This window comes from Rhizobium sp. FG113, assembly GCF_057809895.1.
In genome coordinates this window covers 61,789-82,519 of record NZ_JBMDKV010000008.1, presented here as the reverse complement: position 1 = coordinate 82,519, position 20,731 = coordinate 61,789, and the positions used below count along the sequence as shown (strand labels likewise).

Annotated in this window: 15 protein-coding genes and 1 pseudogene; 8 read left to right on the top strand and 8 right to left on the bottom strand. The window is 61.8% G+C overall.

Annotated features, from left to right (window positions below):
- Positions 1 to 933 (bottom strand): pyridoxal-phosphate dependent enzyme, encoded by a 933-nt coding sequence (locus ACODTZ_RS19245; RefSeq protein WP_489027288.1) that lies wholly within the window; start codon positions 931 to 933, stop codon positions 1 to 3.
- A 170-nt stretch (positions 934 to 1,103) separates the two neighbouring features.
- Between ACODTZ_RS19245 and leuB the strand changes: the two genes are divergently transcribed.
- The 3 genes and pseudogenes from leuB to ACODTZ_RS19230 form a co-directional block, all read left to right on the top strand.
- Positions 1,104 to 2,216: a 3-isopropylmalate dehydrogenase gene (gene leuB / locus ACODTZ_RS19240; RefSeq protein WP_112982854.1), complete on the top strand. Its 1,113-nt coding sequence runs from the start codon at positions 1,104 to 1,106 to the stop codon at positions 2,214 to 2,216.
- A gap of 119 nt (positions 2,217 to 2,335) precedes the next feature.
- The gene (locus tag ACODTZ_RS19235; protein ID WP_489027286.1) at positions 2,336 to 3,094 is read left to right on the top strand and encodes a phosphatase PAP2 family protein; all 759 of its coding nucleotides are present in this window, start codon (positions 2,336 to 2,338) and stop codon (positions 3,092 to 3,094) included.
- An 83-nt stretch (positions 3,095 to 3,177) separates the two neighbouring features.
- Positions 3,178 to 3,906 (top strand): annotated as a pseudogene (locus ACODTZ_RS19230) (phosphatase PAP2 family protein); the annotation flags it as partial.
- A 52-nt stretch (positions 3,907 to 3,958) separates the two neighbouring features.
- Here the strand turns inward: ACODTZ_RS19230 and ACODTZ_RS19225 are convergent.
- Both ACODTZ_RS19225 and ACODTZ_RS19220 read right to left on the bottom strand, forming a co-directional pair.
- Entirely contained in the window at positions 3,959 to 5,845 is a 1,887-nt protein-coding gene (locus ACODTZ_RS19225) for an MFS transporter (RefSeq protein WP_489027284.1), read from the bottom strand.
- Positions 5,846 to 6,092: 247 nt separating this feature from the next.
- Positions 6,093 to 7,856 (bottom strand): glucan ABC transporter ATP-binding protein/ permease, encoded by a 1,764-nt coding sequence (locus ACODTZ_RS19220; protein ID WP_047509234.1) that lies wholly within the window; start codon positions 7,854 to 7,856, stop codon positions 6,093 to 6,095.
- 328 nt (positions 7,857 to 8,184) lie between these two features.
- Here ACODTZ_RS19220 and ACODTZ_RS19215 point away from each other — a divergent pair, with 328 nt between their 5' ends.
- Both ACODTZ_RS19215 and pyc read left to right on the top strand, forming a co-directional pair.
- A complete protein-coding gene (locus ACODTZ_RS19215; RefSeq protein ID WP_112982850.1) occupies positions 8,185 to 8,928 on the top strand; it encodes an autoinducer binding domain-containing protein in 744 nt (247 codons plus the stop codon).
- 119 nt (positions 8,929 to 9,047) lie between these two features.
- Complete coding sequence (gene pyc / locus ACODTZ_RS19210) at positions 9,048 to 12,512, top strand: pyruvate carboxylase (protein ID WP_489027281.1); 3,465 nt, start codon at positions 9,048 to 9,050, stop codon at positions 12,510 to 12,512.
- A 387-nt stretch (positions 12,513 to 12,899) separates the two neighbouring features.
- Here pyc and ACODTZ_RS19205 read toward each other — a convergent pair whose 3' ends face one another.
- The 3 genes from ACODTZ_RS19205 to ACODTZ_RS19195 all read right to left on the bottom strand — a co-directional run bounded on the left by ACODTZ_RS19205 (position 12,900) and on the right by ACODTZ_RS19195 (position 15,294).
- Positions 12,900 to 13,661, bottom strand: a complete 762-nt coding sequence (locus ACODTZ_RS19205; protein WP_489027279.1) for an amino acid ABC transporter ATP-binding protein — start codon at positions 13,659 to 13,661, stop codon at positions 12,900 to 12,902.
- Positions 13,658 to 14,338: an ABC transporter permease subunit gene (locus ACODTZ_RS19200; RefSeq protein WP_113009335.1), complete on the bottom strand. Its 681-nt coding sequence runs from the start codon at positions 14,336 to 14,338 to the stop codon at positions 13,658 to 13,660. The genes ACODTZ_RS19205 and ACODTZ_RS19200 overlap by 4 nt, the downstream gene beginning before the upstream one ends.
- 182 nt (positions 14,339 to 14,520) lie before the next feature.
- On the bottom strand, positions 14,521 to 15,294 hold the full coding sequence (locus tag ACODTZ_RS19195; RefSeq protein WP_489027277.1) for an amino acid ABC transporter substrate-binding protein: 774 nt from the start codon (positions 15,292 to 15,294) through the stop codon (positions 14,521 to 14,523).
- 240 nt (positions 15,295 to 15,534) lie between these two features.
- On the opposite strand from ACODTZ_RS19195, the gene ACODTZ_RS19190 reads away from it, so the two are divergent.
- The 3 genes from ACODTZ_RS19190 (at position 15,535) to ispG (ending at position 18,921) form a co-directional block, all read left to right on the top strand.
- Positions 15,535 to 16,317, top strand: coding sequence for a DeoR/GlpR family DNA-binding transcription regulator (locus ACODTZ_RS19190; protein WP_489027275.1), 783 nt, complete (start codon positions 15,535 to 15,537; stop codon positions 16,315 to 16,317).
- Positions 16,318 to 16,376: 59 nt separating this feature from the next.
- Complete coding sequence (locus ACODTZ_RS19185) at positions 16,377 to 17,570, top strand: MFS transporter (protein WP_018901837.1); 1,194 nt, start codon at positions 16,377 to 16,379, stop codon at positions 17,568 to 17,570.
- A 97-nt stretch (positions 17,571 to 17,667) separates the two neighbouring features.
- Positions 17,668 to 18,921 carry a flavodoxin-dependent (E)-4-hydroxy-3-methylbut-2-enyl-diphosphate synthase gene (gene ispG, locus ACODTZ_RS19180; protein WP_489027272.1) on the top strand — a complete coding sequence of 418 codons (1,254 nt, stop codon included), beginning with the start codon at positions 17,668 to 17,670 and terminating at the stop codon, positions 18,919 to 18,921.
- A 28-nt stretch (positions 18,922 to 18,949) separates the two neighbouring features.
- On the opposite strand, the gene ACODTZ_RS19175 is transcribed toward ispG, so the two are convergent.
- Positions 18,950 to 19,588 carry a LysE family translocator gene (locus ACODTZ_RS19175; RefSeq protein ID WP_018901839.1) on the bottom strand — a complete coding sequence of 213 codons (639 nt, stop codon included), beginning with the start codon at positions 19,586 to 19,588 and terminating at the stop codon, positions 18,950 to 18,952.
- 152 nt (positions 19,589 to 19,740) lie between these two features.
- A complete protein-coding gene (locus ACODTZ_RS19170) occupies positions 19,741 to 20,652 on the bottom strand; it encodes a polyprenyl synthetase family protein (protein WP_489027270.1) in 912 nt (303 codons plus the stop codon).
- Positions 20,653 to 20,731 lie beyond the last annotated feature (79 nt).

Here is a 20,731-nt window from a genome sequence, read left to right as displayed (position 1 = left end):
TCAGAGCAGCCGTTCTCTCCACATCTTGAGCTTTTCCAGCGACACGCCGATGCCGCCGCAGACCTCGATCAGCGGGTTTTTGAAGCGGGCGAGGAGGTCGGGGTGGGTGTCGGTGACCGCAAGGGCGGCGCCGCAGGCGGGTTCGACGAGGATGCGATAGGCGTCGGCGAATTTCAGGCAGGCGGCGACGGCTTCGGCGTCAGTCACCGTCACGCTCTCGATCGGATGATGCTTGGGAAGGTCGAAGACATGCTGGGCGACCTGGCGGGCGCCGAGCGAGGTGGCGATCGAGGTGATGGCGGGCAGGGTAATGCGTTCGCTGGCGGCCAGGCTGGCGTTAAAGGATGCGGCCCCCTCGGTTTCGACGGCGATAACGGGCACATTATCGAGGCCGTTGCGCTTCAGGCCGGCGACGATGCCGGCAAGCAGTCCACCGCCGCCGACACTGGCGACCACGCAGTCGAATTCGACGCCCTTGGAAACGACTTCGTCGATCAGTGTGCCGTGACCTTCCCAGAGCAGCGGGTGGTCGAACGGGTGCACATAGGCGGCCTTGCACTCTGCGGCGAGATTGACCGCATGGGCATTGGCCTCGTCGAAGACAGAACCATGGACGAGAACGGCGGCGCCGGTGGCTGCGATCGAGTGGCGTACTTCCTCCGAGGTGGTTTCCGGCACGACGATGGTGACGGGTACGCCGAGCGCGCGGCCGGCATAGGCCGCGGCGATGCCGGCATTGCCGCCGGAGGCGCAGAAGATTTCTTTCGCGCCGTTTTCCACCTCATGCTGGCACAATCTGCCGACGCCGCGCAGCTTGAAGCTTCCTGCCGGCTGCAGCGCGTCCAGCTTCAGCCAGAGCGGCCGGTTTGCGGCGCTATAGTCGGCGGCGGTGCGAAAGAGCGGGGTGTCGAGATGGAGCGGTGCGGCGGGCATGGGCGTTTTCCAGATCATGGTCACGATGCCCTTCTTGTTGCCCAGGCAAATTACGGGGTCAACTGATCGTTCAACTCTGGCGTCAACCGTACCGAAACGGCCTCTTGGTCGCTTGAAATGCCTTCTGTCGAGGGATAATAAGCCGCAACTTGTTTTTCCCGGAGGTTTCCATGACGACGCGCAATCTTTTCCTGCTGCCGGGTGACGGCATCGGTCCCGAGGCTATGGGTGAGGTCCGCAAGATCATTGCCTTCATGAACGAAGAGATGTCGGCTGGTTTCACCACCGATGAAGGTCTGGTCGGCGGTTGTGCTTACGACGCGCATGGCGCGGCGATCTCCGAAGCCGACATGCAGAAGGCGCTTTCGGCGGATGCGGTTCTCTTCGGCGCCGTCGGCGGCCCGAAGTGGGATGACGTTCCCTATGAGGTGCGTCCCGAAGCCGGCCTGCTGCGCCTGCGCAAGGATCTTGAACTGTTCGCCAACCTGCGTCCCGCCATCTGCTACCCGGCGCTCGCTGCCGCTTCCTCGCTGAAGCCGGAACTGGTCGAAGGCCTCGATATCCTGATCATCCGCGAACTGACTGGTGGCGTCTATTTCGGCGAGCCGAAGACCATCACGGATCTCGGCAATGGCCAGAAGCGCGCCATCGATACGCAGGTCTACGACACCTACGAGATCGAGCGCATCTCGGCCGTGGCCTTCGAAATGGCCCGTACGCGCCAGAACCGCGTCTGCTCCATGGAAAAGCGCAACGTCATGAAGTCGGGCGTGTTGTGGAACCAGGTCGTGACCGCGACCCACAAGGACAAGTATTCGGACGTCAAGCTCGAGCACATGCTGGCGGATGCCGGCGGCATGCAGCTGGTGCGTGCGCCGAAGCAGTTCGACGTCATCGTCACCGACAACCTGTTCGGAGACATGCTATCCGACGTTGCCGCCATGCTGACGGGCTCGCTCGGTATGCTGCCGTCGGCTTCGCTTGGCGCGCCTGATGGCAAGACCGGCAAGCGCAAGGCGCTCTACGAGCCGGTGCATGGTTCGGCGCCTGACATCGCCGGCAAGGGCATTGCCAACCCGATCGCGATGATCGCCTCCTTCGCCATGTGCCTGCGCTACTCCTTCGCCATGGTCAAGGAAGCCGACAATCTCGAGAAGGCGATCGCCAACGTGCTCGACCAGGGCATCCGCACCGCCGATATCATGGCCGATGGCGCCAAGAAGGTCGGCACGGTCGAGATGGGCGAAGCGATCCTCGCCGAGTTCAAGGCGCTTTCTGCCTGATATTTCACGTGAAACATCTTTCAGACCCTTCGCATCTCACGATGCGGAGGGTCTTTGCATTGAAGGTGCCTATCGCCGCCCCTATCTCCCTCCTGCATTGAGAAAAGAGCGGGAGTAGAATGAGCGAGAGCGATCGAAGGCCGGGTTTCTGGAGCTATCTGAAGAAGCGCTACCAGGCGCGCCGTACGATCCATCGCCGGGTTCCCTGGAAGGGGTTTGCCTTTTCCGCGATCAATGCCATTGCCATCGCCTTCTTTGTGTTTGATCGCCCGCTCGGTATTGCGGCCAAGGAACTGGCGCAGCCGCTGGTCACTCTTGCCGGCGATATTACCGATATCGGCAGGCTTGCATGGATTCTCGCCGGGCTTACAACCATTGTTGCGACCGCTTATCTGGTCCGACGGCGCTTGTGGAAAGTGCGCGAGCGGTTCCGGATGATCTATTTCGGGCAGATGACTGCCTATGTAGCGCTATCCGTCCTGTTCACCGCCATCATCGCCAACTCCCTGAAGTTTGCGATCGGGCGCGCGCGACCGCTGATCTATGATCAGGAGGGTATCTTCAGTTTCGCGCCGTTCAACATGGATTTCCTGCACCAGAGCTTTCCATCCGGGCATTCGGCGAATATCGGGGCGCTGTTCATGGCGCTGGCGCTGCTCTTTCCTCGTTTTCGCCTTGGCTTCGTGGCCATTGGTCTCTGGCTGGGCGCCACTCGTATCATCATCGGCGTCCATTATCCCAGTGACGTTACGGCGGGGCTTGCGCTTGGTGCGTGGATCGCCTTTGCCACGTCCATCCTGTTCGCGCGTTTCGGTCTGGTGTTCTCGATCGGGCGCGATGGCGGGTGGCCGATACCGCGGCTCAGCCGCTTGTTGTAAGCGCCTACGTAAAAATTCTGTAGTCTGCTTCTGCTAGGTCTCGGTCGTTGATCGACAACCCCTGACTAGGACCGCCGACAGACATGAAATCCTTTCTCTCTTCGCTTGAGAAACGCAGGCTCCGCTGTCGTCACGGCATGCCGCATCTGCGTTGGCAATCCTGTCTGTTCGTCACGGTCAACGCCGTGATCCTCTCGCTTTTGTTATTCGATGGTCCTGTTGGCGGCGATCACGTGCCGCCAACCATTCGCAGGGTCGGCCTGATGTTGACCGATTTCGGCAAGTCCGACTGGATCATCATCGTCAGCGCCTTCCTTCTGTTCCAGGGCTGGGCATCGTCGCGCACCGCCACCAGCGTCCGCCATCGCCTGCAGGCGCTCAGGGTCAGCTGGATCGGCTGTTATCTCCTGACCTCGATCGCGCTGTCGGGACTGGTTGCAAATCTCCTGAAAAGGCTGATCGGGCGGGCCCGGCCGGAACATTTCCAGGACTACGGCATCTTCTCGTTTTCGTCCTTCTCCGGTCATTCCTTCGAAAGCTTCCCATCAGGCCACGCAACGACGATCGGCGCCTTCTTCGCCGCCTTTGCGCTGCTCTTCCCGCGCTATCGCATTGCTTTCGTGGCTTGTGCGCTGTGGTTCGGCATGACGCGGGTCATGGTGAGTGCGCATTATCCGAGCGACGTGATCGCCGGCCTGGCGCTCGGAGGGTGGTTTTCGCTGATGATTGCCATCGTCTATGCGCGTCACAATCTTCTGTTTCGCCCAGGCGTTGGCGGCTGGCCGCAGCCCAAGCGGCTGTTTCCGGCAATAGAAAACCCGGCGCCTTTGGAGCGCCGGGCGTGGTCTGTCTTTTCGGGAAAGATCAATCCATTGCGTGGATATCGCGGTTCTTGCTTTCCGGCAGGAAAATCAGGCCGATCACAAGCGTGATCGCGGCGAAGATGATCGGATACCAGAGGCCGAAGTAGATGTCGCCGGTGGCCGCACTCATCGCGAAGGCCGTTGCCGGCAGCAGCCCCCCGAACCAGCCGTTGCCGATGTGATAGGGCAGCGACATGCCGGTGTAGCGGATGCGGGTCGGGAAGAGCTCGACCAGCAATGCCGCTATCGGGCCATAGACCATCGTCACATAGAGAACCAGCACGAACAGGATGGCAATCGTGCCGATCCAGTTGACACGTGCAGGATCGGCCGCCATGGCGAAGGTGCCGCCGCCGGCAATATTGTAGACCGCCATGTCGGTGACGCCATTGGCTTCATCCGCCGTCAGCAGCTTTGCTGCCACCAGCTTGTCGGCCGGCATCGTTTCCTTGGTGCCGGAGCGGACTGCATCGGCGTTCAGCGCGAGCTCGGGATTGGCGGCGATGAAGGCATCGAGCTTCGCGTCCGGCACCTTGATGGCGCCGCGGTTCAGCGGGTAGCCACCGTCGTGGAGCGCGATGTTGACGCTTTTCTCGAAGGCCGCCGTCAGGCCCTTGGCCTTGTCGCCGGCAGCGACCGCATCGAAGCTGGTGATGGTTTCATCGCCGATCTTGACCGTCGCCGGCTGGCCGGCAGGACCTGGGACGACATCATAAGGCACCGAGTTCTTGGTCAGGAAGGCTGTCGCCACGTCGCAGGAGCTGGTGAACTTCGATGTGCCGGTCGGGTTGAACTGGAACTTGCAGTCCGTCGGATCGGCTGTGACCGTTGCGCGAACCGAGGCCTGGGCTTCGGCAAGCGCCGGGTTGGCGGTCCAGGTCAGGGCCTTGAAAAGCGGATTGTAGGTGACTGCCGCAATCAGCAGGCCGGCCATGATGATCGGCTTGCGGCCGATCCTGTCCGACAGGCCGCCGAAGATGACGAAGAAAGGTGTGGCAAGGATGAGGGCGACGGCGACCATGATGTTGGCTGCCTGCAGGTCGACCTTCAGAACGTTCTGCAGGAAGAACAGCGAGTAGAACTGTCCACCGTACCAGACGACCGCCTGGCCCATGGTGGCGCCGAGCAGGGCGATGAGGGCGATCTTGGCGTTTTTCCACTGACCGAATGCTTCCGTCAGCGGCGCCTTGGAGCCCTTGCCTTCCGCCTTCATTTTCTGGAAGGCGGGGGATTCGTTCATCCGCACGCGGATCCAGACAGAGACGCCGAGAAGGACAACCGAGACCAGGAAAGGAATGCGCCAGCCCCAGGCGGCGAAGGCTTCCTTGCCCATGATGAACTGGACGCCGACGATGACGATCAGCGACAGGAAAAGGCCGAGCGTTGCCGTTGTCTGGATCCATGACGTGAAATAGCCGCGGCGGCCGTTCGGCGCGTGCTCGGCCACATAGGTGGCTGCCCCGCCATACTCACCTCCGAGCGCCAGGCCCTGCAGCAGGCGAAGCGCGATCAGGATGATCGGTGCGGCGATGCCGATGGTGGCTGCTCCGGGGAGGATACCGACCAGGAAGGTCGAAAGACCCATGATCAGGATCGTCACCAGGAAGGTGTATTTACGGCCGACGAGATCGCCGAGGCGGCCGAAGACCAGTGCGCCGAACGGGCGAACCAGGAAGCCGGCGGCAAAGGCCAGCAGCGTGAAGATGTTGCGGGTGGCTTCCGGATACTGGGTGAAGTAGGTCGCGCCGATATAGGTGGCCAGCGAACCGTAGAGATAGAAGTCGTACCACTCGAAAACGGTGCCGAGCGAGGAGGCGAAGATGACCTTCTTCTCCTCCGATGTCATCGGTCCGGCTTTCGCGCCCCCGACGCTTGCGACATTTGCCATGTTCTGTCCTCCACAGAATGATGTGAAATGCGGCGCGCGACCATACTCTCCTCAAAGCATACCCCTGGTCGCGGTTCGCCCGAGGAAAGTGTGCCAGAAAACACCACGCTTACGGAGAGCGGCTTTGGGATTATGACTTTAGTCTAAGGCGCTGCAGTCAGGCTTTGCTGTTGCAGCCCACGTCCGAGCACGAGAAAAGCCGGATGGCGGACCATCCGGCTTCTATCGTTTTCGTGAAGTGCCTGACTTAGGCGGCTTCGGTCGTGTGTGCCTTGCGGACTTCCTCGTCCGTCAGGATACCGCTGGCGCGGAGCAGTGCGGCGAAGCGGCCGTTGCTCTGGCTGAGCTCGTCGAAGCTGCCTTCTTCGACGACGCGACCGTTGTCGAGGAAGAGAACCTTGTCGGCTTCGCGAACCGTCGACAGACGGTGGGCGATGATGAAGGTGGTGCGGTTCTGACGAAGATTGTCGATCGCAGCCTTCACGCGGTTTTCAGTTTCGACGTCGAGCGCGCTCGTCGCCTCGTCCAGCACCAGGATCGGCGCATCCTTGAGGATGGCGCGGGCGATGGCCACACGCTGGCGCTCGCCACCCGAAAGCCTGTTGCCGCGTTCGCCGACATGGGTGTCGTACTGGTCTTCGCGGGTCTCGATGAAGTCTGCTGCAGCGGCAGCTTCTGCCGCGCGGCGCATGTCTTCATCCGAAGCGTTCTCCCGACCGAGGCGAATGTTGTCGCTAATCGAGCGGTTGAGCAGACCAGCGTCCTGGAACACCGTGGCGATATAGCGACGCAGCGACTTGCGGGTGATCTTCGTCGTATCGTGGCCATCGACGAGGATCTGGCCGCTGTCGGGGTCGTAGACGCGCTGCAGCAGGTTGATCATCGTGGTCTTGCCCGAGCCGGTCGGACCGACGATCGCAACTGTCTGGCCAGCCTTGGCGGTGAAGGACACGTTGTGCAGGCCCTGTGCCGTGTTGCCGAAGCGGAACGACACGTTGCGGAACTCGACTTCGCCCTTCACGTCGGTGATGTCGGCGTTGCCGGCAGGCTCTTCGCGATCACGGACCGAGTCTTCGAGAGCATAGAAGTCCTCGAGCTTGGAACGGGCCTCGAAGATCTGCGAGGCGAACTGGCGCATCTGGTCGAGACGCGAGATCAGAAGGTTGGCAAAGCCGATGAAGGCGATGACGTCACCGATGCGCAACTCGCCGGCCTGGACCATGACAGTACCGATGACGAGAATGATCATCATGGCGATGGTCGAAGCCATACGGTTCATCGCGCCTGCCAGTGCCCACCAGTCGAGAACCGGGTACTGGGCCTGCAGCAGGCGTTCGGTAAAGGACCGCAGCGCCTTGGTTTCGGCTTCGATACGGTTGTAGCTGTGCAGCACCGAGACGTTGCTGATCGAGTCGCTGACATGCGAGAAAACCGTGTGGTAGTGGTTTTCGACCGAAGCCTGGCCATCCTTCGTGCGGCTCATGACGAGACGGCCGATCAGCCAGTAGGCGATACCAAGCACGACAAGCACGCCGGACAGACGGACGTCCATGGAGATTGCCGTCGGAATGAGGATGGCGATGGCGACAGCGGTCGCAAGGTGATTGCGCATGAATTCGAGCCAGAGGCCGAACAGCGTCTCACAGGCGCGCAACAGCGTATGCAAGGCATTGGACGTGCCACGCTGATGATGCCAGGAGAGCGGCATGGAGATAATGCGGCCGAAAGCTTCCGTCAGAAGCGTTGCGCGACGGCCATGCGCCAGCCGGTCAGCCTCGCGGGCGACCAGGACGAAGGCGATCGTGTTGAAGACGGCAAACCCGGCCCACATGAACAAGATCGGCTTGACCTCGCCTTTGCCGGAAATTGCATCTATAATGCGGCCGAAAAGGATCGGCTCGGCGATGGTGATCGCTGCGAGCACGATGTTCGCGATAACGACCAGGGATACGCGGAACTTGTAGGCGCCAAGATAGCGCAAAGCTCTTGCATAGACCTTGAAAAGCGACACGGCGAATTCCTCTTTGTGCATCTGCGAAATAGCGGATGTTGCGATGCTACAAAAACCTATCTGAACTGGCGATTAACAAGGCATTCATTGTTGGAATTTCGCCGCCGTGCGATGGCTCGCTTTCATGAGCAGATGTCAGATGTGGTAAAATTTCTTAGGGAAATAAAAAGGCCCGACATTTAACCCTTGCGTTGTCGCGTCAAACTGGCACAACCATAAACGATATTCTGAACTCTAATTTTAATTGCATCGATAACCGTTCGCTATCGGGGCAGGTCCTGTCGCAGCGGCTTCACTTAAAAGCCTGGGATGGGATGGGGGCATTTTAGTGAATATTCATTCATTAATTCAATTACTTGTCGTTCTTGAAGAGTGCCGGAAACCGGAAGCGGTGGTCGATGAGCTTAAGCGCGTCATCCTGTCTTATGGCTTCGAGTTTCATGGATTACTCCGGTATCCGAAGCATAGCGAGGATCTGACTGCGGCCGTGCTTGCCGGCGAGTGGCCCGAGGGTTGGCCGCAGATTTATGTCGGCAAGAAATACATGCTGAACGATCCGACGATCCGTTATCTCGCCTTCGCGCAACAGCCGTTCCGCTGGAAAGATGGCTTGGCTGCGTTCCGAAAGGATCCGCATTATCGGCGGATGGAACAGGTGATGTCCGCTGCCTCAGGCTATGGCCTGAAGGACGGCTACATGTTTCCGATCCATGGGCGAAGCGGTGTGCTCGGCTATCTGCGCGTCGGCGGCAAGCCTGTCGATCTGTCGCCGCTTGAGATCACGCTGTTTGATGCGATCGCCAAGCGGGCCTTCTGGCGCATTCTTGAACTGCGTGGGGAAGACGGTTCGGTGTCGGACGATCTGTCGGGCGCCGATACGCGGCTCACGCGCCGCGAAATGGAAATCCTGCAATATCTCGGGGAAGGATTGACGTCGGTCGAGATCGGCAAGCTGTTGCAGATATCCAACCATACCGTCGACTGGTATATGAACGGTCTGCAGGACAAGCTGAAGGCAAAGAACCGCCAGCATGCCGTGGCTGTTGCTTTCCGCCATGGGCTCATCAGTTAGCTAGTTTAGAGAAATTCGATCTGGTGTCGTCGTGGGAAATTGAACTTTCCGTGACAGCGGGTTAAGACTCCTTTCGCGGGTGCAGCATTGCCCGCTTAGATGCCGTGAGGAGACCGCATTTGCCCATTTCCAAGATCCTTGTCGCCAACCGTTCCGAAATTGCCATCCGCGTGTTTCGCGCTGCCAACGAACTCGGGATAAAAACGGTCGCGATATGGGCTGAGGAAGACAAACTGGCGCTGCATCGCTTCAAGGCGGACGAGAGTTACCAGGTCGGCCGCGGCCCGCATCTTGCGCGCGACCTCGGCCCGATCGAGAGCTATCTGTCGATCGACGAAGTCATCCGTGTCGCCAAGCTCGCCGGAGCGGATGCGATCCATCCGGGCTACGGCCTGTTGTCCGAGAGCCCCGAATTCGTCGATGCCTGTAACAAGGCCGGCATCATCTTCATCGGCCCGACCGGCGATACGATGCGCCAGCTCGGCAACAAGGTGGCGGCCCGCAATCTCGCGATCTCGGTCGGCGTTCCCGTCGTTCCGGCCACCGATCCGCTGCCTGACGATATGGCTGAAGTGGCTCGCATGGCCGACGAGATCGGCTATCCCGTCATGCTCAAGGCCTCGTGGGGCGGTGGCGGTCGCGGCATGCGCGCCATTCGCGATCCGAAGGATCTTGCCCGCGAGGTGACCGAAGCCAAGCGCGAGGCGATGGCCGCCTTCGGCAAGGACGAGGTGTATCTCGAAAAGCTCGTCGAGCGCGCCCGCCACGTCGAAAGCCAGATCCTTGGCGATACGCACGGCAATGTCGTGCATCTCTTCGAGCGCGACTGCTCGATCCAGCGCCGTAACCAGAAGGTCGTCGAGCGCGCGCCAGCCCCTTATTTGAGTGAAGCGCAGCGCCAGGAACTGGCCGCCTATTCGCTGAAGATCGCGGGTGCCACGGGCTATGTCGGCGCCGGCACCGTCGAATATCTGATGGATGCCGATACCGGCAAATTCTACTTCATCGAAGTCAATCCGCGCATCCAGGTCGAGCACACGGTCACCGAAGTCGTCACCGGCATCGATATCGTCAAGGCGCAGATCCATATTCTCGACGGCTTCGCGATCGGCACCCCGGAATCGGGCGTGCCCGCACAGGCCGATATCAAGCTCAACGGCCATGCCCTGCAGTGCCGCATCACCACCGAGGATCCGGAGCACAACTTCATTCCGGATTACGGCCGCATCACCGCATACCGTTCGGCATCCGGCTTCGGCATTCGTCTCGATGGCGGCACGTCCTATTCGGGCGCCATCATCACCCGCTATTACGATCCGCTCTTGGTCAAGGTCACGGCCTGGGCGCCGAGCCCGTCGGAAGCGATTTCGCGCATGGACCGCGCGCTACGCGAATTCCGTATCCGTGGCGTCGCCACCAACCTGACCTTCCTGGAAGCGATCATCACGCATCCGAAGTTCAAGGATAACAGCTACACCACCCGCTTCATCGACACGACGCCGGAGCTGTTCCAGCAGGTCAAGCGCCAGGACCGCGCGACGAAGCTCTTGACCTATCTGGCCGACGTCACCGTCAATGGTCACCCGGAAGCCAAGGACCGGCCGCGCCCGACGGCGGATGCCGCCGAACCCGTCGTGCCCTACACCAACGGCACGACGATCAAGGACGGCACCAAGCAGTTGCTCGACACGCTGGGTCCGAAGAAATTCGGCGAATGGATGCGCAACGAAAAGCGCGTGCTGATGACCGACACGACGATGCGTGATGGCCATCAGTCGCTGCTCGCGACCCGCATGCGGACCTACGACATCGCCCGCATCGCCGGCACCTATGCGCATGCGCTGCCGAACCTGCTCTCGCTGGAATGCTGGGGCGGCGCCACTTTCGACGTCTCCATGCGCTTCCTGACGGAAGATCCGTGGGAGCGCCTGTCTCAGGTGCGCGAAGCGGCACCGAACCTGCTGCTGCAGATGCTGCTGCGCGGCGCCAACGGCGTCGGTTACAAGAACTACCCCGATAACGTCGTCAAATACTTCGTCCGCCAGGCCGCTGCCGGCGGTATCGATCTCTTCCGCGTCTTCGACTGCTTGAACTGGGTCGAGAACATGCGCGTGTCGATGGATGCGGTCGCGGAAGAGAACAAGCTCTGCGAAGCGGCGATCTGCTATACCGGCGACATCCTGAACTCGGCGCGTCCGAAGTACGATCTGAAGTACTACACCGATCTCGCCGTCCAGCTGGAAAAGGCCGGCGCGCATATCATCGCGCTGAAGGACATGGCGGGCCTCTTGAAGCCTGCCGCCGCCAAGGTGCTGTTCAAGGCGTTGCGCGAGGCAACCAGCCTGCCGATCCACTTCCATACGCACGACACGTCGGGCATTGCGGCGGCAACCGTTCTCGCGGCTGTGGATGCCGGCGTCGATGCCGTCGATGCGGCCATGGATGCGCTGTCGGGCAACACCTCGCAGCCGTGCCTCGGCTCGATCGTCGAAGCGCTGCGCGGCTCGGAGCGTGATCCGGGTCTCGATCCGGAATGGATCCGCCGCATCTCCTTCTACTGGGAAGCGGTGCGCCACCAATACGCGGCCTTCGAAAGCGATCTCAAGGGACCGGCATCGGAAGTCTACCTGCACGAAATGCCGGGTGGTCAGTTCACCAATCTCAAGGAACAGGCGCGTTCGCTCGGCCTCGAGACCCGCTGGCACCAGGTGGCACAAGCCTACGCCGACGCCAACCAGATGTTCGGCGATATCGTCAAGGTAACGCCGTCCTCCAAGGTCGTCGGCGACATGGCTCTGATGATGGTCTCCCAGGATCTGAGCGTCGCCGACGTCGTCAGCGCCGACAAGGAAGTGTCCTTCCCCGAATCGGTCGTCTCGATGCTGAAGGGTGATCTCGGACAGCCGCCGTCTGGCTGGCCGGCAGCACTGCAGAAGAAGGCGCTGAAGGGCGACGCCCCCTATACGGTGCGTCCGGGCTCACTGCTTGAAGACGCCGATCTCGATGCCGAGCGCAAGACGATCGAAACCAAGCTGGAGCGCGAGGTCAACGACTTCGAGTTTGCCTCCTACCTGATGTATCCGAAGGTCTTCACCGACTTCGCGCTGGCATCCGACACCTACGGCCCGGTCTCGGTTCTGCCGACGCCAGCCTATTTCTACGGTCTTGGCGACGGCGAGGAGCTGTTTGCCGATATCGAGAAGGGCAAGACGCTTGTCATCGTCAACCAGGCGATGAGCGGCACCGACAGCCAGGGCATGGTCACGGTGTTCTTCGAGCTCAACGGCCAGCCGCGCCGCATCAAGGTTCCGGATCGCGCCCATGGTGCCACTGGAGCTGCTGCCCGCCGCAAGGCGGAGCCTGGCAATGCCGCCCATGTCGGCGCGCCGATGCCTGGTGTCATCTCCCGCGCCTTCGTCTCGGCCGGCCAGACGGTCAGCGCTGGCGACGTGCTGGTGTCGATCGAAGCCATGAAGATGGAAACGGCGATCCACGCCGAGAAAGACGGAACGATCGCCGAAGTTCTCGTCAAGGCCGGGGACCAGATCGACGCCAAGGACCTGCTGGTCACTTATGCGGGGTAAGTGATGCTGGCGGGCGTCGTGTCATGCGGCGCCCGGTCGAGCTATCCGCTGTGTGGCGTTCTTGGCGGCGTACCGTGTCGTTTCAATAGGTTACGGACGCGGCCACTTACTCTGCCGTCATCCTCGGGCTCGTCCCGAGGATCTGCCAACGGTCCAACTTGCTTGACGTGCATGGACACTGGGCGCGTGTTTTAGTCGACTCAATGGCGCGTGTTGATCCGTCGCGAATGGCAGGACCGTTGAACTCCAGGAGGCGTGCTTAGATCCTCGGGACGAGCCCGAGGATGACGTCGAGCGGGTTTTTGAATCGGCGTTTCAATGAGTTACGGCTGCGGTTATCCGCTACGCCGTAATCCTGACTTTGTCCCATGATCTCGCAAGCATCCCTCAAATATCGTAGGTATGCGCGGCGTTGATCGTCGAGATGAAGCGCTTGGTGCGTTCGCGCTCCGGCGCGGTGAAGATGTTTCTCGCGCTGCCGGTCTCGACCACGCTGCCCGCTTCCAGGAAGACGACGTCCTTGGCGATCTTCGAGGCGAGCCTCAGGTCGTGAGTCGCCATGACCATGGTCGTGCCCTCGCTGGCGAGGCGGCCGAGGACGTCGACGACTTCGGCGGAGAGTTCCGGGTCGAGCGCGGATGTCGGCTCGTCGCAGAGAAGGACGCGGGGAGAGGGAGCGAGCGCCCGGGCGATCGCCACGCGCTGCTGCTGGCCGCCTGAAAGTGTCGAGGGCCAGGCATCGGCCTTGTGGGCCATGCCGACCTTGGTCAGGAGCTCCATGGCGCGGTTGCGGGCCTTTTCCTTCGGCCATTTGAGCACGGTCACCAGGCTTTCCATGACGTTTTCGATCGCCGTCTGGTGGGGGAAGAGCTGGAAGTTCTGGAACACCATGCCGGTCTGCCGGCGGATTTTCTGGATCGCCTGCCAGCTGGTCTTCTGGCCGGGCTTGAAGGTCAGGGTTTCCTCGCCGAGGCGGATCGTGCCCGCCGTCGGGATTTCCAGAAGGTTGATGCAGCGCAGGAGCGTGCTCTTGCCGCCACCCGAGGGGCCGACGAGTGCCGTGACGCTGCCTTCTGGAATGCGGATGCTGATATCCTTCAGGATGACGGCGTCGCCGAAGCGTTTTTCGATGTTCGAGAGCTCGATCATGCGTTTGCCTCCAGCATGCCGCCATAGCGGGCGAAGCGGCGTTCCAGCCTGACCTGCAGGGCGGAAAGAACCGAGCTCAGGGCGAGATAGATAAGGGCCGCCTCGATATAGAGGATCAGCGGCTCATAGGTGGTGGCGACGATGCGCTGGGCGGCCTGGAAGAGCTCCGGCACGGTGATGGCGGCTGCGAGCGACGTATCCTTGACCAGCGAGATGAAGGTGTTCGACAGCGGCGGCACGGCAACGCGACCGGCCTGCGGCAGGATCGTCCGGCTCATCGCCTGGCGCCAGCTCATGCCGATCGAATAGGCGGCCTCCCACTGGCCCTTGGGGACCGAGGAGATGACGGCGCGGATGATCTCGGAGCTGTAGGCGCCGATGTTGAGCGTGAAGCCGATGAGGGCGGCCGGGAAGGCGTCGAGCAGGATGCCGATGCTGGGCAGACCGTAGAAGATGACGAAGAGCTGCACCAGAAGCGGCGTGCCACGGATCACCCAGACGTAGAAGCGGGCGATCGCGACGAAGGGAGCGGCGCCGAAGAGCCGGGCGATCGCGGTGATCAGGCCGAGCACGAGCCCGAAGGTGAAGGACAGCAATGTCAGCGGAATGGTGAAGACCAGCCCAGCCCACAACAGGGGCACGAGCGAATCCGCCATCAATTGAAGCCAGTGCGGCACGGGCGTTCCCTTTCGCGGGGGTTATCGGTTCGACGTGGAATACCCCTCACCAACCCCTCCCCACAAGGGGGAGGGGCTAAGAGGCGGCACCGTGCGTGGAAAGTTAGTCTGAAAGCGCCCAATAAAAAGCCCCTCCGCCTTGCGGGGAGGGGTTGGGAGGAGATCTGCGCTATGGCTCAGACTTACTTCGAGACGTCCTGGCCGAAATACTTGTCGGAGATCGTCTTGTAGGTGCCGTCGGCCTTGATATCGACGAGGGCCTTGTTGATCGCTTCCAGCAGTTCGGGTTCGCCCTTGCGGATGATGATGCCGGAGTGGTCGGCGTTTTCTTCCTGTGCGGCGATCTTTACCGGGGCGTCCGGCTTGTGCTTCTTGAAGTCGAGGAAGGACAGGCTGTCGTTGATGGTGGCGTCGGCGCGCTTGGTGAGAACCAGCTGGATCGACTGGTCGAAGCCGTCGGTGCCGACGAGTTCGGCGCCGGACTGCTCGGCCAGCTTGCCAAAGTTGCTGGTCAGCGACTGGGCCGACTTCTTGCCCTTGAGATCGGCGAAGGTCTTGATGCTGTCGTCGCCGTCGCGAACGATGAGCACGGCCTTTGAGGCGATGTAGGGCTCGGAGAAGTCATACTTCTGCTTGCGCGCGTCGGTGATGCCGACCTGGTTGATGACGGTATCGTAGCGCTTGGCGTCGATGCCGGCGATCAGGCCGTCCCACTTGCCTTCGACGAACTCGGCCTTGACGCCGAGCTTGGCGGCGACGGCTTCGCCGATCTCGACGTCGAAGCCGACAAGCTTGCCGTTGGCATCATGGAAGGTGAATGGGGCGTAGGTGCCTTCGGTGCCGATCTTCAGCACGCCCGCCTGCTTGATGGCGGCGAGGTTTTCGCCGGCCAGTGCCGGCATCAGAGCGGCGGCCTGGATCAGGGCTGCGGTGGCGAGGGTCTTCAGGAGGTTCATGTGTCTGTCCAATTCACCAGTGTGTTCGATGGCTGGAAAATCGCAGAAAAGCCGATGCCGCGATGCGTCAAAAACTGCGAATAAAATCGGCAACTGCGAATATTTTTCTCATTTATCACGGTTTTGGTGTTCAGTGTTTCACAATGTGAAGCGATGATTTATCAGTTGCTGCTTGTTTGCACGTTTGTATCGGTTTATGCATGATTCAATCGATTTGAGATTGGTCAGGCTAAATCCGGCATGAACACGAACGAACTTCTGCTGCAGGAGCGCAAGAGCGTCATTTCGCGCAAGCTGCAGACGCATGGGCGCGTGCTGGCCGCCGAGCTCGCGGCGGAATTCGGCGTCTCCGAGGATACGGTGCGCCGCGACCTGCGCGAGATGGCGGCGGCGGGGCTCTGCGAGCGGGTCTATGGCGGCGCGCTGCCGGTTTCGCCTGCCGGCGGCAGCCTCAATCACCGCGCCGGTATTGCGCGCGACCGCAAGCAGGCGCTGGCAGCGGCGGCCGTTTCGCAGATCGCAGCCGATATGACCGTGTTTTTCGATGCCGGCAGCACGAACCTGGCGATCGCCATGGCATTGCCGATGGATCTGCCGCTGACGGCGGTGACCAATGCGCCTTCGATTGCCGCGGCGCTGATCGACAAGCCGCTCGTCAACGTCATCCTGATCGGCGGATTGATCGACCGGCAGGTGGGCGGCGCGCTGGGGGCGAAGGCGATGCGCGACATGGAGCCATTGTCGCCGGATCTCTGCATTCTCGGCGCCTGCGGTGTCGATATCGCGGCCGGCGTCACCGTCTTCGGTTTCGAGGATGCGGAGTTCAAGCGCTTCGTCGCGACCAAAAGCCGGCAGGTGCTTGTCGCCGTGACCTCCGACAAGTTCGGCACGGCCGCGCCGCATGGCGTGCTCTCGGTCGCCGATTGCGGCTGCCTGGTGGTCGAGCGCGATGCCGATCCTCAGATGCTGGCGCGCTATCGCGATCTTGGCTGCAAGACGCTGGTTGCCGGCGAAACCGAATAGATATCGTTCAATGACGCGCCGGACGAGGAGTGCCGGCGCCAGTGCATATGGGAAGAGAGATGGATAATCACGTCAACACAGCGCTTCCGGTCAGAAGCGGCTACGTCACCAAGAACAGGACGGCGGTGTCGCTGCTGTTCCTGATCAACGGCTTCACCGTTGGTTCCTGGGCGCCGAAGATCCCCGAATTCGCCGAGCGGCTGGAGCTCAGCAAATTCCACCTCGGGCTGATGATCTTGGTGCTCGGCATCGGCTCGCTGACGCTGATGCCGATTGCCGGCGCGCAGATCGCCCGGCATGGATCGCGGGTCGTGTCGCTCGCTATGGCCGTCTGCCTGCTGCCCGGCCTTTTGGCGCTGACGCTGGCGCCCAATATCGTGACGGCGGCAATCGCGATCTTCCTGTTCGGCGGCTTCATGGGTGCCATGGACGTTGCCATGAACGCCAATGCGGTTGCCGTCGAGCAATCGATGCGGCGGGCGATCATGTCGTCCTGCCATGCCTTCTGGAGCCTGGGCGGATTGATCGGCGCTGGTCTCGGCGGGCTTTTGATCGCGCATTTCGGCGTGTTCGCGCATGCCGTCGTCGCCACGGCTCTCGCCGCCATCACGCTTGCCATTGCGTGGAACATGATCCTTGCCGACCAGCCGCATCCCGACACGAAGAAAGAGAAGACGCGGCTGCCGATGGTGCCGCTGCCGTGGCTGCTCGGTCTCGTCGCGCTGTTTTCGATGATGCCTGAGGGGGCGGTGCTCGATTGGGGCGCGCTTTATCTACGCGAGGAACTCGGTGCTTCGGTTGCGCTCTCGGGCTTCGGCTTCGCGGCCTTCTCGCTGACGATGGCGGCGATGCGGTTTGCCGGCGACCTCGTTCGTGATCGCCTTGGCGGCGTCATGACGCTCAGGATCTGCACCCTGTTCGCCATCGCGGGCATGCTTCTCGCAGGTTTCGCGCCGAATGCCGAGATCGCCATCCTTGGCTTTGCCTTCTGCGGTATCGGCATCTCCAACATGGTGCCGATCGCTTTCTCGGCGGCGGGCAATATTCCGCATCTGAAGGCGGGTATCGGTATCTCGGTCGTTACCACCATGGGCTATTCCGGCATGCTGGTGGCGCCGTCGGCGATCGGCTTCGTGGCCGAGCATGTCGGCTTCTCCGTCGTGTTCATGGCGCTGCCGGTGCTGCTCCTCGTGGTACTGGCGCTTTCCAGTCTGGCGCGCTACGCGGACGGGATCTCTGGTGGCGGTCACTGACAGACGTCAAACAAAGTGATGGATGCCGCGGGTTGACAAGCGGGCGGTCATGATCCACCTGAAAGGCACGAAATTTAAGGGTTCAAGAGCTCTATCCATGTCTTCAGCTACGGATTTTGATCCGAAACCACGCCGCGCATCCGTCGCCGTCGATGTCGGCGGCGTCATCGTCGGAGGCGGCGCGCCTGTCGTCGTCCAGTCGATGACCAATACGGATACGGCCGATATCGACGCGACCGTCGCTCAGGTGGCCGCGCTCTACAAGGCCGGCTCCGAACTCGTCCGCATCACTGTCGATCGCGATGAAAGCGCTGCCGCCGTGCCGCGCATCCGCGACCGGCTGCTGCGCCTCGGCATGGACGTGCCGCTGGTCGGCGACTTCCATTATATCGGCCACAAGCTGCTTGCCGATCATCCCGATTGCGCCGAGGCGCTGGCGAAGTACCGGATCAATCCCGGGAATGTCGGCTTCAAGGACAAGAAGGACAAGCAGTTCGGCGACATCATCGAGATGGCGATCCGCTATGACAAGCCCGTGCGCATCGGCGTCAACTGGGGTTCGCTCGACCAGGAACTGCTGACCGCGCTGATGGACGAGAACTCGGCCGCCGGTTCGCCGCTTTCGGCGCGCCAGGTCACCCGCGAGGCGATCGTGCAGTCGGCGCTGATCTCGGCCAATCTCGCCGAAGAGATCGGCCTGCCACGCAACCGCATCATTCTGTCGGCCAAGGTCAGCCAGGTGCAGGACCTGATCGCCGTCTATTCCATGCTGTCGGAGCGTTCCGACCACGCGCTGCATCTCGGCCTCACCGAAGCCGGCATGGGCACCAAGGGCATCGTCGCTTCGTCGGCTGCCATGGGTTACGTGCTGCAGCACGGGATCGGCGATACGATCCGCGTGTCGCTGACGCCGGAGCCGAATGGCGACCGCACGCGCGAAGTGCAGGTGGCGCAGGAAATCCTGCAGGTCATGGGCTTTCGCCAGTTCATTCCCGTCGTCGCGGCTTGTCCCGGCTGCGGGCGTACGACGTCGACGGTTTTCCAGGAGCTCGCGCAGAACATCCAGAACGACCTGCGCAAGAACATGCCTGTGTGGCGCGACAAGTATCCGGGTGTCGAGGCGCTCAACGTCGCGGTCATGGGCTGCATCGTCAACGGCCCGGGTGAGAGCAAGCATGCCGATATCGGCATTTCGCTGCCGGGAACCGGCGAAAGCCCGTCGGCACCCGTCTATATCGACGGGCAGAAGGCGATGACGCTGCGCGGCCCGAATATCGCGTCGGATTTCGAGGCGCTGGTCGCCGATTACATCGAAAAGCGTTTCGGCCAGAACAGGACGGCGGCGGAGTAATCCGCGCCGTCGCTTTCCTTACCCAAAATCAGATCCGGCTGGTGAGCAGCTTCAGCCCTGCGAAGCAGTAGAAGGCTGCCATGGCGCCTTCGATCCAGCGGCGCAGGCTTGAATAGATCTTCAGCGCCTGCGGTGTCGAGAAGAGCACGGCATAGCCCATGAAGACGATGAAGCCCGTCGTCAGGCAGATGCCGACGATCAGCCCGGCGACCGATGCCGGCGCGCCCTGCGGCATGCCGAGCGCGATGATCGCCAGCCATGCGAAGATCGCCTTCGGATTTGTGACGTGAATGCCGTAGCCGCGAAGGAGCAACGCGCGCGTCGACATGTTCTTCGGCGTGGTGGCCTGCTGGATATCCGGGTTGGCGCGCACGGCCTTGAAAGCCTTGTAGGCGAGATAGAGCAGATAGAGACCACCGAATATCTTCAGGATCTCGAGCGCCACCGCGTAGGTGTTGAGGATGGTGGCAAGCCCGAGTGCTGCCGCGCACGCCCAGGTGAAGGAGCCGGCGAAAATGCCGAGCGAGATCGTCATGCCGGCCTTGCGGCCATGCACCATGGATGTCGAGACAATTGCCATGATGGCCGGGCCGGGGCTGATGACGGCGACGATATAGGCGATATAGGCAGGCAGGATTTGCGGAAGGTAGCTCAGGGTCTCGTGCATGGCGCTTCTCTTGGAAACGGCCGCGCATCGTTGCGGCCTTGCGCCAAGTTTTAGGCGCGCCACGTGTCGCTCGGCAAGAGAGCAGGGCCTGAGCGGGCGCCGGAATCTTGTCTCGGTGACGCTTTTTCAGCAATTGCTGATGCTTGTCCGCCTCAGCTCTTGCGCTCGGCGATGAAACGGGCGGCTTCGACGAGAACCGTGGTGCGCTCGCCATAGGGGGCCAGCAGCGCTTCGGCTTCGGTCACGTGGGCTGAGAGCGTCGCTTCGGCCCAGGCCATACCGTGCAGGCCCACCAGCGTGCCCTTGCCGCGGCCGGCGTCCTTGCCCGTTGCCTTGCCCATGGTGGCACTATCGGCGGTCAGGTCGAGGATGTCGTCGGCCAGCTGGAAGGCGAGGCCGATGCGTTCGCCGAACCGGCGCAACGTCGCGCGGTCCTCAGCCGGGCTGCCGGCAACGATGGCGCCCGCCTCGCAGGCAAAGCGGATGAGCGCGCCCGTCTTCATCGCCTGCAGCATGATGATGCCCTGTTCGTCCGGCGCCTGCTTCTCTGCGGCCAGATCGAGCGCCTGTCCGCCGGCCATGCCGCCGAGGCCGGAAGCCCGCGACAGCGCCAGGATCAGCGCGACCTTGCTCGCCTCGTCGATACCTGATGTCGAGGCGATGATGTCGAAGGCATAGGTGAGCAGGCTGTCGCCGGCAAGAATGGCGGTGGCCTCGTCATAGGCGATGTGCACCGTCGGCTTGCCACGGCGCAGGTCGTCATCGTCCATCGCGGGAAGGTCGTCGTGGACGAGCGAGTAACAGTGAACGCATTCGAGTGCCGCGCCGATCCGCAAGGCGGTGTCGCGATTGCCGCCGAGCATTGTTGCCGTCTCGACAACCAGAAACGGGCGCAGCCGCTTGCCGCCGTTCAGCACTGCGTAGTGCATGGCCGAGCGCAGGTTTTCCGGGCGGGCGATCTCGTCGTCCAAGACCGCTTGAGAAAGCAGCGCGTCGAGCACGCCTTCGATCTCACGGGCGTTGGCTGAGAGCCGGCTTTCAAATGTCTTCAGATGCGCGTTCATGCGGCGTTGTTTGGCACGGTCGGGCTTGGGCTTGCAACGGAATTGTCGACAGATCGACCAAGATTTCCTTTGTGTCTGG

Excerpts from the sequence above, each read along its gene's own strand:
- ispG (WP_489027272.1), top strand. The coding sequence starts at position 17,668 with ATGTCTTCAGCTACGGATTTTGATCCGAAACCACGCCGCGCATCCGTC.
- ACODTZ_RS19175 (WP_018901839.1), bottom strand. The coding sequence starts at position 19,588 with ATGCACGAGACCCTGAGCTACCTTCCGCAAATCCTGCCTGCCTATATC.
- ACODTZ_RS19245 (WP_489027288.1), bottom strand. The coding sequence starts at position 933 with ATGCCCGCCGCACCGCTCCATCTCGACACCCCGCTCTTTCGCACCGCC.
- ACODTZ_RS19235 (WP_489027286.1), top strand. The coding sequence starts at position 2,336 with ATGAGCGAGAGCGATCGAAGGCCGGGTTTCTGGAGCTATCTGAAGAAG.
- ACODTZ_RS19195 (WP_489027277.1), bottom strand. The coding sequence starts at position 15,294 with ATGAACCTCCTGAAGACCCTCGCCACCGCAGCCCTGATCCAGGCCGCC.
- ACODTZ_RS19205 (WP_489027279.1), bottom strand. The coding sequence starts at position 13,661 with ATGATCGAGCTCTCGAACATCGAAAAACGCTTCGGCGACGCCGTCATC.
- leuB (WP_112982854.1), top strand. The coding sequence starts at position 1,104 with ATGACGACGCGCAATCTTTTCCTGCTGCCGGGTGACGGCATCGGTCCC.
- ACODTZ_RS19170 (WP_489027270.1), bottom strand. The coding sequence starts at position 20,652 with ATGAACGCGCATCTGAAGACATTTGAAAGCCGGCTCTCAGCCAACGCC.
- ACODTZ_RS19185 (WP_018901837.1), top strand. The coding sequence starts at position 16,377 with ATGGATAATCACGTCAACACAGCGCTTCCGGTCAGAAGCGGCTACGTC.
- ACODTZ_RS19225 (WP_489027284.1), bottom strand. The coding sequence starts at position 5,845 with ATGGCAAATGTCGCAAGCGTCGGGGGCGCGAAAGCCGGACCGATGACA.
- ACODTZ_RS19190 (WP_489027275.1), top strand. The coding sequence starts at position 15,535 with ATGAACACGAACGAACTTCTGCTGCAGGAGCGCAAGAGCGTCATTTCG.